Here is a 12,232-nt window from a genome sequence, read left to right on the forward strand (position 1 = left end):
TGATACGGCCTCAGGTGCCGGAAAGGCAGCCCTCGTCGTAGAGGATGGACTCGACGATCCGGCAAAAATTCCCCGGATCTTCCAGCATCATCATGTGCCCCGTCTTCGGCTGCACGCACACGCGGCGCGCCTGCGACAGCACCCAGTCGGGCACGTCCCACCCCGCGCTGGACTGCTCGCCGCCGACAAGGTACAGGGGCGTCGCGCGCGCCAGCACGCGGCCGACGCAGCCCAGGTAGTCCGGCGCGCCGGTCGTGTCGAGCACGGACTGCGCCATCTTTTGCACGGTCGTGTACGGCTGATTCGCGAGGATGTCGCGGGCCCATGCGACGCGCTCGTCGCTCGCCTCGATCCCGCTCTTTTCCAGCCACGCGGCCGGCGCCGCTTCCATCGCGCCGTATTCCGCGGCCCACTCGGCGTCGGGCAAGGCGGCGATGCGGCCCGTCCAGAACGCGTCCTTCAAGGTGAAATTACCCTCGACATTGATGACGCCACGCACGAGCTCCGGCACGAGGTCGGCCAGCAGCATCGCGGCGATCCCGCCCACGCTGTGGCCCAGCACCCAGGCGGGACCGCCGATCTCGTCGTGCAGGAAGCGGGCCAGCATGGCGGCCTGGTCGGCCAGGGTGATGTGGGCGTCTTCGCTGCGCCGCTGGCCGTAGCCGATCAGGTCGGGCGTGAAGAGGTCGACGCCCGGCAGGTAGCGCCGCGGCTCGAAGTAATCCAGCGAGCCCAGCAGGCCGTGGACCAGCAGGAGCCGCGGCCGGGACGCCCTCATTGCGCCGTCATGCCATCGTCGGCCGTGATGATGGCGCCGTTGATGAAATGGGCTTCCTCCGCGGCGAGCAGCAGCAGCAGGCCGTCGAGGTCTTCCGGCTTGCCCGTGCGGCGGCGCGGCAGCATCTCGATCAGCTTCTTGCCCTGCTCCGTGTCGAAATAATCCTCGTTCATCTCGGTGGCGATGTAGCCCGGGCAGATGGCGTTCACATTGATGCCGTAGCGGCCCCACTCGACGGCCATCGCCTTCGTCATCTGCACGACGCCGGCCTTGCTCATGCAGTACACGCCGATCTGCGGCAGCACGCGCAGCCCCGCGACGGACGCGATGTTGACGATGCGGTGCTGCTTCTTCGGATCGCCCTTCGCGCGCTGGATCATCCGCTTCGCGGTCTGCTGGGCCATGAAGAAGGCGCCGCGCAAATTCGTGTCCATGACGTAGCCGTAGTCTTCCTCGCTCACGTCGAGCAGGCGCTGTGTCGTCGACACGCCCGAGTTGTTGACGAGGATGTCGATCGGACCCGCTTCCGTCTCGGCGTGGGCGATCGCGGCCTTGATGCTCGCGAGGTCCGTCACGTCCAGCGCCACGACGTGGGCGGCGCCGCCGTCCGCTTCGATCTCGGCACGCAATTCCTTCAGGCGTTCGATGCGGCGCGATGCGAGCACGACCTGGGCCCCGGCACCGGCCAGCGCCTTGGCGAACCGCGCACCCAACCCGCTGGATGCACCCGTGACCATCGCGATCTTTCCTTCGAAATTGACTTCAATCCCCACGTTACGCCCCCTATGCCCAAACTAAATTCTGTTGCGAAGTCATAATGATTACACACTTCACCTATTTCGCACCGATTAGATTGCCGCGCCTAATAGTTGCCCTACAATGGCGCTCGACGTTGCCAACGAGCGCAAAAAAGTGCACACTCGTGCTTAAATTTTTATAACTCACATAAGACATGACTCAGACCAACACCCTCCTCGAAGAATATGGCCCGCGCGAAGCAATGGAATACGACGTGGTCATCGTCGGCGGCGGCCCCGCAGGCCTGTCGGCCGCGATCCGCCTGAAGCAATTGGCGGCCGAAAAGGGCCAGGACGTGTCGGTCTGCGTGCTGGAAAAAGGCGGCGAGCTGGGCGCGCACATCCTGTCGGGCGCCGTGATGGACCCGCGCGCTCTGGACGAACTGTTCCCGAACTGGAAGGAACTTGGCGCACCGCTGAACACGTCGGTGACGGAAGACCGCATGCTGTTCCTCTCCGAAACGAAGGCTTACCAGACGCCGTCGTTCATGATGCCGAAGATGTTGACGAATCACGGCAACTACGTGATCTCGCTGGCCAACGTCGTGCGCTGGCTGGGCCAGCAGGCGGAAGCGCTGGGCGTCGAGATCTTCCCCGGCTTCCCGGCCGCGGAAATCCTGTACAACGACGACGGCTCGGTGAAGGGCGTCGCGACGGGCAATATGGGGGTCAACCGCCACGGCCAGCCGACCGACGCATTCCAGCTGGGCATGGAACTGCACGCGAAATACACGCTGTTCGCCGAGGGGTCGCGCGGCCACCTCGGCAAGCAGCTGATGGCGAAATACGACCTGAACAAGGGCAAGGATCCGCAGACCTACGGCATCGGCATCAAGGAACTGTGGGAAATCGATCCGGCCAAGCACCAGCCGGGCCTCGTGGTCCACACGGCCGGCTGGCCGCTGGACAACGACACCTATGGCGGTTCCTTCCTGTACCACCTGGAAAACAACCAGGTCGCCGTCGGCTTCATCGTCGGCTTGTCGTACCAGAACCCGTACCTGTCGCCGTACGAGGAATTCCAGCGTTATAAAACGCACCCGGCGATCCGCCACTTCTTCGAAGGCGGCAAGCGCATCTCGTATGGCGCGCGCGCGATCACGGCGGGCGGCCTGCAGTCGCTGCCGAAGACCGTGTTCCCGGGCGGTGCGCTGATCGGCTGCGACGCGGGCTTCCTCAACACGAGCCGCATCAAGGGCAGCCACGCCGCCATCAAGACGGGCATGCTCGCAGCCGACGCCGCCTACGCCGCACTGGGCGCGGGCCGCCAGCACGACGAGCTGCTGAGCTATCCGGTCGCGTTCGAACAGTCGTGGCTGCACGAGGAACTGCACGTCGCGCGCAACTTCAAGCCGTGGATGAGCAAGGGCCTCGTCGTCGGCACGATCATGACCGGCATCGACCAGATCCTGTTCAAGGGCAAGGCGCCGTGGACGCTGCACCACAACCATGCGGACCACGAATGCCTGCGCCCGGCGTCCGACTTCAAGCCCATCGCCTATCCGAAGCCGGACGGCAAGCTGACGTTCGACCGCCTGTCGTCCGTGTTCATCTCGAACACGAACCACGCGGAAGACCAGCCCGTGCACCTCACGCTCAAGAACCCGAACGTGCCGGTCGAGATCAACCTGGCCAAGTTCGCGGGTCCGGAACAGCGCTACTGCCCGGCCGGCGTGTACGAATTCGTGAAGACGGACGAAGGCAAGGATCGCCTGCAGATCAACGCGCAGAACTGCGTGCACTGCAAGACCTGCGACATCAAGGACCCGACGCAGAACATCGTGTGGGTCACGCCGGAAGGCGGCGGCGGGCCGAACTACCCGAACATGTAACGAACAAACGGCGCTGCGGCGCCGTTGCTACTTGTGAGCGCGGTTGAAATGCCGCTCCGCGCGCCGCTGCACGGCTTCGAAAAACAGACTCAGCAGCCAATACACGACGGCCGCCGCCACGTACAGCGGCAACGGCCGGAACGTCACCGAGATCAGTTCCTTCGTCACGAGCATCAATTCGGTCACGGTAATGACCGAGACGAGGGCCGTGTCCTTGATCAGGCTGATCAATGTATTGCTCATCGCGGGCACGGCCGTGCGCAGCGCTTGTGGCAGGATCACCAGGCCCAGCGTCTGCGGATACGTGAGGCCGAGGCTGAAGCCCGCATTCCACTGCCCCTTGGCGATGCCGAGGATGGCCCCGCGCAGGCTCTCGGAGAGGTACGCGCCCGCATTCAGCGACAGCGCCAGGATGCCCGCCGTGACGGGAGTGAATTCGATACCGATGCCGGGCAGGCCGTAATAGATCACGAATAACTGGACGAGCAGCGGCGTGCCGCGAAAGACGCTCACGTACAGCGCGGCCGGCCAGCGCAGCGGCGCCCACGGCGCCAGGCGCAGGATCGCGGTGGGAAAGCCGAGCACGAGTCCGCCGATCATCGCCGCCACGGCGAACGCGAGCGTATAACCCGCCCCTTTCGCCATCACGGGTGCGGCCTCGCGCAGCAGGTCGAGCAGTTCGGTCACGGTGCGCGGGTCGCGTCGACGCCGAACCACTTGAGCGACGCCTGCCTCAGGCTGCCGTCGGCACGCGCGTCATCGAGGGCCTTGTCGACGGCCGCATGGAATGTCGGATTGCCCTTGCGGAATGCGATGCCCATGCGCTCGACGTCGCCCACGCGCGCGCCGGCGCGGATGGGCAATTGCGAACTCTTGAGCAGGTAGGCCACCATCAGGCTGTCGTTGAGGGCCGCGTCGATGCGGCCGAACGCGAGGTCCTGCAGGTTTTCCGGCGCGGCCGGGTAACTCTTGACCTCGATACCGGGCATCGCGCGCGCCTGCTGCTCGAACACGCTGCCCTGCCCCACGCCGACCTTGCGGCCCTTCAGGTCGGCAAGGCTGCGATACGCCGTGGTCTCGTTGCGGCGCACGATCAGTTGCGGCGCCGAATACGTGTAAGGCCGGGAAAAATCGAACGCCTGCTGGCGCCGCGGCGTGATGCCGACCTGGCTGACGATGACGTCGTACTTGCCCGCACCCAGGCCCGCGAGGATGGCGGCCCACTCCGTCGTCACGAATTCCGGTTTCACGCCCAGCCTGGCGCAGACGAGTTTCGCGACGTCGACGTCGTAACCGGCCAGTTGGCCCGTCTTCGGATCCTTGAAATTGAACGGAGGATAGGTGCCTTCCACTGCGATGCGCAAGCTGCCGCGCGTCTTGACGGTGTCGAGCAAGTCAGCCGCGCGTGCCGGCAGCGCGGCGGCCGCGAGAACCATGGACAACAGCAGCGCGCGCCGCGTGGCGGTCGGGAATCGAGTAGGCATCGGCTCAGCTCATCGTACGAGAGAGCTGATTTAACACCGAATCTTGACTACGCGCAAAGGAAATATTGTCGTAAATATATGTTAAAACTGTCGCCGGCCATGCCTGCCGAAGTTGTGTCCCGTGACGATCAGCGAGCTCTCGACCAGCGTCGACAGGCCCAGCAGCAATTGCACCAGCTTGTCGTCCGGCAGCACCCAGATCGACCCGGCCGGCTGCTCCGCGCCCGTCGCGGCCATGATGAGGGGGGCGATCCAGCCGGCGTCCGGCTCGACGTCGAGGATGACGGCATCCGCCGCCGTGTGCATGTAGACGTCGCCGCCCGGCGCGAGGCGGAAGCGCACGCCGACGCCCGTCTCCTGCGGCTTGACCAGCTCCTGCATCGTGCGGTTGTGGTCCTCGATCCACAGTTCGACGTCCTGCGGGGTTTCCAGCGACGTCCACGGGACGGGGCGGAAACGGGGGCGTTCGCTATCGTTGTTCTCGTTATTCTGGTTGGTGTCAGGCGTCATGGCGGCAATCGATCAGGCTTGAGGACGGCGCGTATGCTACGGCATTTCGCGGAGCGTCACCAGCTTTACTGCGACGGCATCGCCCTCGATGATCAGCTCGGCGGCCGCGATCGGCAGGCTGAACCGGCGCCGCCCGGCGCTGCCCGGGTTTACGTACAGCACGCCGTCGCGCTCGGTGCATGCGGGCTTGTGCGAGTGGCCCGACACGACGACGCGCACGCCGGCCGCGCGCGGGTCGATGTCGAGTTCCTTCAGGTCGTGGATCGCGTACAGCGCCACCGTCCCGAAGTCGACGCGGGCCGTCGCCGGAATCGCGCGCGCCCACGGCGCCGTGTCGTTGTTGCCGCGGACCACCGTCAGTGGCGCAATGGCCGCCAGGCGCACAAGGATCTCCGGGTTGCCGATGTCGCCGCCGTGGACGATGTGGTCGGACCCCGCGAGAAAATCGAGCGCCTCGGGCCGCAGCAGGCCGTGTGTGTCGGAAATCAGGCCGACCCGCATCGGTTCAGTGGGGATGGTGGCGGCTCATCTTGATCGCCGTGTAGATCGAATACAGGGCCGCGAGGCCGACGACGACATACACGACGCGGCTGGCCGGGCTGCCCGGACCGAACAGCGTGGCGACGACGTCGACGTCGAACAGGCCCACCATCGCCCAGTTCAGGCCGCCGATGATCAGGAGCGCCATCGCGGCGTAGTCGATCCCGGACATCGCGGTCGCGCCTTCGCGCACGGCAGCGCGTCGTTCGGGCAGATGCCGGCGTTCCATTGTCGGTGCGTTCATGGTTGCCATCATGTCCTCCTTGGGGAAAGGTTGGTACAACCACGATAGCAAAAACGCGCGAACGCGTGCGCCGCCTATCCGTTCGGGAATCCGGCGGCTCAGCCTTTCCAGGTACGGTTGAGGCCCGTGTCCGTGTGGATCCAGCCGCCTTTCGGGCCGGAGCGGTAGTAGAAGCCGACGCCGCCCTTGCGGAAGCTCTTCACGAGCCCGCCCAGCACTTCCTCGGTGAGGCCGGCGATACGTACGTCCGCCGCCTTGCCCGACATGTGCAGCGACTGGCGCGCGGCCGGCACGCCCTGTTCGATCAGGCGGTTGTTGGACGCGGGGGTGCGGTAGCCGGACAGGATCTCCAGCGGCCGTTCGAGGCCGTAGCGCGCAACAAACGCCTGCGACGCCCACAGCGTTTCGATCAGCTTCGGGTCGATGGCGATCGACGCCTTGCCGTTCACGTCGCGCAGCAGATGGCACAGTTCCTGGTAGGCGGAATCGATTACCTCGCCGTCCTTCCAGTACAGGACATTGGCGCGTTCACCGCTTTGCGGACGAATCACGGACAACGTGCGCGGCTTGACCCAGAAGTCGATGTCGACGACCTGGGCATCGAACAGATCGGGAGGCGGCTCCAGGTCCGTGCCGGGGGCCTCGGTCTGTGAACGGGCTGCCTGCGCATCGACCAGCGGGACGGCGACGAGCCCCAGCGCGGTCAGGCGCAAGCCGTGGTGAAGAAAATCTCTACGGGAAGCCATAACGAACTCATCATTGAAACCCGACTACTATAGCGCAAGCGCCAGCAGGAAAAAAGATGAGTTCACGTTGCGTAATGTTACACAACGATCAAAGCGGGCCTACGCTCATTGGCTGCAATTGCAAAATCTCTTGCGCGCCGGCACAGTTTCGGCGTCCAGATGCTTCCACAGGAAGTCACATTCGAGGCCGAAACAGGCCTTGTCCTTGCCCGCGTTGACATAGCCCTCGCGCTCGAAAAAGCCGCTCGCCGACTCCGGGCTCTGCATGTGCACCTTGCTGATGTTCCACGCGCGCGCCTGCGTTTCCAGCGCCCGCAGCAGCGCGCGCCCTACGCCCTGGCGCAACAGGTCCGGGCGGACATAACACAGGGGCACCTTGCCGGCCTGGTTCAGGAGTGCGAAGCCAACCACGTCCCCATCACGCTCCGCCACGACGGCGAAGTTGCTGGGCGACGACAGCCAGCCCAGCACGTTCTGGGTCGTCTTGTTGCCGAGCCAGGCTTGCAGGACGTCGGGACGGCCGCCGTGGTCGGGCACGCAGCCCTCTTCGATCGAACGGCGCAGCAGGCGGCATGCGGCCGGCGCGTCATTCGGTGTTGCGTGGCGAATTTCGATACCCATTGTTTTCAGCATCAACCCGGAAAAAACGATGTTTCGGCGAAGGCCGGACTATACCCCAAACGGGACATGGCTGCTTTGTGGCGGCCCGTAGCGTATGCATGCCACATACGCCGTCTAAGCATATGATAAAAATGTTCTTTTGTTTTGCTATTTTTTAACGGATCATCGACCGTCCCTAGAGAGTCTTTATAAGGAAAAACAATATGGCGATCCCATCCGTTTCCTCGCTGCGCCGCGCGTTGCTGGCGCTGGCGCTCGGCAGTGCCGTGGTGCCGTTTGCCGCACAGGCCGCCGACGTGGAACTGCTGAACGTGTCCTACGACGTGGCACGCGAGCTGTACAAGGACATCAACCCGGCCTTCGTCGCCGAATGGAAAAAGTCGACGGGCGACACCGTCACGATCAAGCAATCGCATGGGGGCTCCAGCAAGCAGGCCCGCGCCGTCGCCGACGGCCTCGAAGCGTCCGTCGTGACGATGAACCAGGCCAACGACATCGACATGCTGGCCGACCGCGGCCTCGTCGCGAAGGACTGGGCCAAGAAATTTCCGGACAATGCGGCGCCCTATTACTCGACCATGGTGTTCCTGGTCCGCAAGGGCAACCCGAAAGGCATCAAGGACTGGACCGACCTCGCCAAGCCGGGCGTGAAAGTCGTCATTCCGAATCCGAAAACCGCCGGCAACGGCCGCTATACCTACCTGGCGGCCTGGGGCTCGGTGATCAAGAAAGGCGGCAATGAAGCGCAGGCGCGCGACCTCGTCGGCAAGATCTTCAAGAACGTGCCCGTGCTGGACGCCGGCGGCCGCGCCGCCACCACCACTTTCACGCAGCGCCAGATCGGCGACGCCCTCGTCACCTTCGAGAACGAAGTGAACCTCGTGCGCGCCGAGTTCGGCAACGACTTCGAAGTCGTGTACCCGTCCATCTCCGTGCTGGCCGAGTCGCCGGTGGCCGTCGTGGACAAGGTCGTCGACCGCAAGGGCATCCGCAAGCAGGCGACGGGCTACCTCAACTTCCTGTATTCGGAAACGGGCCAGACGATCGGCGCCAAGCACTATATGCGCGTGCGCAACGAGAAAGTCATGAAGCAGTTCGCCGCGAACTACAAGCCGATCAAGCTGTTCACGGTGGATGATGTATTCGGTGGATGGCGTGCCGCGCAGAAACGTCACTTCGACGATGGTGGAGAATTCGATAAGATTTACACGTCGAAATAAGACATTTCACAAAAATCTGTTCAAAAAGAAGGCCCTGCGGAAACGCGGGGCCTTTTTTCTTGTAGAATCTTGCCGTTGGACTCGATATTTCACTGAATGACATAGACATATGTCAATCTTTGGTGCTATCGTTCAATTTTGTTGCTGTATAGCATGTCGCTATCTGCCAACCCGACGTTTTGATGCTCCGCCGCCGTCCGGCGCCCGACCATTAACCGTACCCAGACAACCATCCATGATCAAAAAATTCCTCGCTGCCGTAGTGATGACGATCTCCAGTGCAGCGGCCTTCGCCGTGCCGTTCGGATCGCAATCAGTGCTGGTGGTCGAAGACGACACCGGCAAGGTGCTGTTCGAAAAGAACGCCAGCACCGTCGCGCCGATCGCTTCGCTGACCAAACTCATGACCGCCATGGTCGTGCTCGATGCCCACCAGGACATGAACGAGCCGATCGAGATCGAAAAGCAGGACGTCGACATGCTGAAGCACAGCACGTCGCGCGTGCCCGTCGGCGCCACCATTCCGCGCCGCGACGTGCTGCAGCTGGCCCTGATGTCGTCGGATAACCGCGCCGCCGCCGCGCTGGCCCGCACGTATCCGGGCGGCATCGACGCCTTCCGCGCCGCCGTCAAGCGCAAGATCGCCGCGCTGGGCATGACGCAAACCGTCATCGAGGAACCGACGGGCCTCTCGCCGAGCAACCGCTCGACCGCCGCCGACCTCGTCAAGATGGCGACCGCGGCATCGAACTACGCGGAGATCACCCGCATCACGACGTCGTCGAAGGACCTGATCAACATCAAGGGGCGCGACGTTGAATACCACAACACCAACCGCCTCGTCGGCGCCAAGGGCTGGGACATCGGCCTGTCGAAGACGGGCTACACGCAGGAAGCGGGCCGCTGCCTGATCATGCGCGTGAAGGCGGCCGGCAAGAACGCGACGATGGTGCTGCTGAACGCGGGCGCCTCGTCCGTCCGCATCCTGGACGCCCTGAACATCCGCCGCCACGTGCTGGGCGACGCCGGCCCCGTGGCCACGCGCGCCGTGGCGACGGCCGACGGGTCCCCGCGCGTGCGCGCTTCCGCACGCGGCCCGCGCATCCGCGCCAGCGCGGGCGGTCCGCGCATCCGCGCAAGCGCCGGCGGCACCACGCGCCGCAGCCACAAGCACGTGACCGTCACGCGTCACCGCCGCCATCGCTGAGCCGGCGACTCATATCGATACCGATGGCCGGGACGGGCGACCGTTCCGGCCTTGTCATTTGCGATGCCGATGAACCGTACCCGAAACCTCACCGCCGGCGCCGTCGGCACCCTCCTCGTCGTGGCCGCCACGAGTTTCGCCAGCCCCTGGTGGACACTGAACCGGCTGCGTGCGGCAGTGGAACGCCATGATGCCGAGGGCGTCTCCGCCGAGGTCGACTTCCCTGCGCTGCGCGACAGCGTGAAGAGCCAGCTGCTCGGGTCGATCGCCCGCGACGCAGGCACCAATGCCTTCGCTGCGATCGGCCAGGCCTTCGCACGGGCCGTCGCGGATCCGCTCGTGGACGCGATCGTGTCGCCGGCCGGTGTCGCGGCCATGGTCGAACACGGCAAGGTATCGATCGCCAAACCCACCCGGGACGCCGGGACGCCCGACGCCGAGCCGCCACGGGACAAGCCGCCGCAGCACAAGCCGCCGCAGCACAAGCCGCATTATGCGCTGCACTACCGCGGCTGGCGCCATTTCGCCGTGACGGCGGAGGACGGCGGCAGCTTCGTGTTCAGGCGCGCCGGCCTGTGGAGCTGGAAGCTGGCGGGGATCGAGCTGCCGCGCAACTGAGAACTCAGCGCGACTTCAACTGGCGCACATGGCCTTCCAGTTCGGCGAAGGTCGGGCGCTCCGTGGCCGAGATGACCTTGCGGCCGAATTCCACGGCGATCGTCGGCGCATAGCTGTTCATCGAGGCCAGCAGCGTCACCTTCACGCATTGCAGCGCCTTCACGACTTCCTGGTGGCGCCGGTGCAGCAGGCTGCCGAGCGGCGCGACGAGGCCGTACGACAGCAGGATGCCGAGGAACGTCCCGACGAGCGCGGCCGCGATCAGGCCACCCAGCTCCGCCGGCGGCCGGCCGATGGACCCCATCGTGTGCACGACACCCATCACCGCCGCGACGATGCCGAACGCGGGCATGCCGTCGGCCAGCTTGTGGATCGCCTGCACGGGGATGTCGGCGTCTTCCTGGTACGTGGCGATCTCGTTGTCCATCAGGTTTTCCAGCTGGTAGCTGTTCATCGTGCCGGACACCATCAGGCGCAGGTAGTCCGTGATGAAATCCATCAGGTGATCGTCGAGCAGGATGATGCGGTACTTCGTGAAGATGGGGCTTTCGTACGGCGCGTCGATCTCGTTCTCGAGCGCCATCAGCCCTTCCCGGCGCACCTTCGTCAACAGGTCGAACATCAGCGCCATCAACGCCATGTACAGTTCGCGGGTGTAGCGCGAGCCATGGAACAGCATCGGCAGGCTCCGCCACGTGAGGCCGATCGCCTTGCGGTCGTTGGCGATGACGAAGGCGCCCAGCGCGCCGCCGAAGATCATCAGGAGTTCGTAGGGTTGGAACAGCGCGGCCAGGTGCCCGTCCTGCAGCACGAAGCCGCCGAACACTGCCAGCAGCACGATGACGAAACCCACGACGATCAGCATGATACTGCTCCGATAACTATTCCCAGAGCGCAACTTTAACATTGTTGCCACATAGAAAGCAAAGGATGTACGTGAAAGTTGGTCGATGTATTGCGATATAGCAGGTATCGAAGTACGCTCACGTTTTGGTGACGCCGACATGCCGATGAAATTTGCCGCGTTCTTTCGCAATCTCAACCTGGGTCGTCCGCCCGCGCCGACCCGGTCCGTGCTCGAAGCGGCCTTCGCGGCGGCCGGCGCCGTCAACCCCTGCTCGTTCCTGACGAACGGCACGGTGGTGTTCGAAGCAGGGTCGCCGGCCAGTGCCGCGCGCATCCTGACAACCGCGCAGGCCACGTTGCGGCGCGACGGCTTCGACGAACCCGCCGCGCTGCGCGACGTCGCTGGATTGGCTGCGCTGATCGCCAGCGATCCGCTGGCGGGCGTGGCGTTGGACGACGTCTACGCGCCCTGCGCCACGTTCGTGATCGGGACGCCGGCGGATGGCGCGTCCCTGCCAGCGGCCAACCCGAAAGGCGACGTGCGGGTGGTGAGCTGGCATGACGGGATGCTGCTGTCGCTCACCTACAAGCTCGGGACCAGTGCGGGCAGTCCGAACGCGTTCGTCGAACGCACCCTGGACGTGCCGGCGACGACCCGCGTATGGAACACGGTCGTCCGGCTCGTCCGCAAGCATGGGCCTGGGGCGGCTTCGTGACCGATGGTCGGGCGCCGAGCCAGGACGGCAGCCGCGCGGCCGGTCGACACCGATCGACCTGCGGCAGCCCGCG

Annotated in this window: 15 protein-coding genes; 5 read left to right on the plus strand and 10 right to left on the minus strand. The window is 64.8% G+C overall.

Annotated features, from left to right (window positions below; translation table 11 throughout):
- Window positions 1–10: 10 nt before the first annotated feature.
- Both ASD28_RS25760 and ASD28_RS25765 read right to left on the minus strand, forming a co-directional pair.
- Complete coding sequence (locus ASD28_RS25760; RefSeq protein WP_056135406.1) at window positions 11–778, minus strand: alpha/beta fold hydrolase; 768 nt, start codon at window positions 776–778, stop codon at window positions 11–13.
- The gene (locus tag ASD28_RS25765) at window positions 775–1,551 is read right to left on the minus strand and encodes an SDR family oxidoreductase (protein ID WP_056135408.1); all 777 of its coding nucleotides are present in this window, start codon (window positions 1,549–1,551) and stop codon (window positions 775–777) included. The genes ASD28_RS25760 and ASD28_RS25765 overlap by 4 nt, the downstream gene beginning before the upstream one ends.
- A gap of 179 nt (window positions 1,552–1,730) precedes the next feature.
- On the opposite strand from ASD28_RS25765, the gene ASD28_RS25770 reads away from it, so the two are divergent.
- Complete coding sequence (locus ASD28_RS25770) at window positions 1,731–3,407, plus strand: electron transfer flavoprotein-ubiquinone oxidoreductase (protein ID WP_200948909.1); 1,677 nt, start codon at window positions 1,731–1,733, stop codon at window positions 3,405–3,407.
- A gap of 27 nt (window positions 3,408–3,434) precedes the next feature.
- Here ASD28_RS25770 and ASD28_RS25775 read toward each other — a convergent pair whose 3' ends face one another.
- From ASD28_RS25775 to ASD28_RS25805, 7 genes are all read right to left on the minus strand, one after another.
- Entirely contained in the window at window positions 3,435–4,052 is a 618-nt protein-coding gene (locus ASD28_RS25775) for an amino acid ABC transporter permease (RefSeq protein WP_056135992.1), read from the minus strand.
- Window positions 4,053–4,090: 38 nt separating this feature from the next.
- Entirely contained in the window at window positions 4,091–4,891 is an 801-nt protein-coding gene (locus ASD28_RS25780; RefSeq protein ID WP_056135413.1) for a cystine ABC transporter substrate-binding protein, read from the minus strand.
- An 81-nt stretch (window positions 4,892–4,972) separates the two neighbouring features.
- The gene (locus tag ASD28_RS25785) at window positions 4,973–5,401 is read right to left on the minus strand and encodes a hypothetical protein (RefSeq protein ID WP_056135417.1); all 429 of its coding nucleotides are present in this window, start codon (window positions 5,399–5,401) and stop codon (window positions 4,973–4,975) included.
- 36 nt (window positions 5,402–5,437) lie between these two features.
- The gene (locus ASD28_RS25790; protein WP_056135420.1) at window positions 5,438–5,902 is read right to left on the minus strand and encodes a metallophosphoesterase family protein; all 465 of its coding nucleotides are present in this window, start codon (window positions 5,900–5,902) and stop codon (window positions 5,438–5,440) included.
- Between the two features lie 4 nt (window positions 5,903–5,906).
- A complete protein-coding gene (locus ASD28_RS25795) occupies window positions 5,907–6,185 on the minus strand; it encodes a DUF378 domain-containing protein (protein ID WP_229412161.1) in 279 nt (92 codons plus the stop codon).
- A 98-nt stretch (window positions 6,186–6,283) separates the two neighbouring features.
- Window positions 6,284–6,931 (minus strand): DUF882 domain-containing protein, encoded by a 648-nt coding sequence (locus ASD28_RS25800; protein ID WP_056135423.1) that lies wholly within the window; start codon window positions 6,929–6,931, stop codon window positions 6,284–6,286.
- A 105-nt stretch (window positions 6,932–7,036) separates the two neighbouring features.
- A complete protein-coding gene (locus ASD28_RS25805) occupies window positions 7,037–7,552 on the minus strand; it encodes a GNAT family N-acetyltransferase (RefSeq protein WP_056135426.1) in 516 nt (171 codons plus the stop codon).
- A 203-nt stretch (window positions 7,553–7,755) separates the two neighbouring features.
- Here ASD28_RS25805 and ASD28_RS25810 point away from each other — a divergent pair, with 203 nt between their 5' ends.
- The 3 genes from ASD28_RS25810 (at window position 7,756) to ASD28_RS25820 (ending at window position 10,597) form a co-directional block, all read left to right on the plus strand.
- Complete coding sequence (locus tag ASD28_RS25810) at window positions 7,756–8,772, plus strand: sulfate ABC transporter substrate-binding protein (RefSeq protein WP_056135429.1); 1,017 nt, start codon at window positions 7,756–7,758, stop codon at window positions 8,770–8,772.
- A 235-nt stretch (window positions 8,773–9,007) separates the two neighbouring features.
- Window positions 9,008–9,979, plus strand: a complete 972-nt coding sequence (locus ASD28_RS25815; RefSeq protein ID WP_056135432.1) for a serine hydrolase — start codon at window positions 9,008–9,010, stop codon at window positions 9,977–9,979.
- A 69-nt stretch (window positions 9,980–10,048) separates the two neighbouring features.
- Window positions 10,049–10,597: a DUF2939 domain-containing protein gene (locus ASD28_RS25820; RefSeq protein WP_162252966.1), complete on the plus strand. Its 549-nt coding sequence runs from the start codon at window positions 10,049–10,051 to the stop codon at window positions 10,595–10,597.
- Window positions 10,598–10,601: 4 nt separating this feature from the next.
- Here the strand turns inward: ASD28_RS25820 and motA are convergent, their stop codons facing one another.
- Entirely contained in the window at window positions 10,602–11,462 is an 861-nt protein-coding gene (gene motA / locus ASD28_RS25825; RefSeq protein WP_056135437.1) for a flagellar motor stator protein MotA, read from the minus strand.
- 139 nt (window positions 11,463–11,601) lie between these two features.
- Between motA and ASD28_RS25830 the strand changes: the two genes are divergently transcribed.
- Complete coding sequence (locus tag ASD28_RS25830; RefSeq protein ID WP_229412162.1) at window positions 11,602–12,159, plus strand: DUF1697 domain-containing protein; 558 nt, start codon at window positions 11,602–11,604, stop codon at window positions 12,157–12,159.
- Window positions 12,160–12,232 lie beyond the last annotated feature (73 nt).

It is taken from the genome of Massilia sp. Root133 (genome assembly GCF_001426525.1).
Classification (GTDB): Bacteria; Pseudomonadota; Gammaproteobacteria; order Burkholderiales; family Burkholderiaceae_D; genus Telluria; species Telluria orientalis.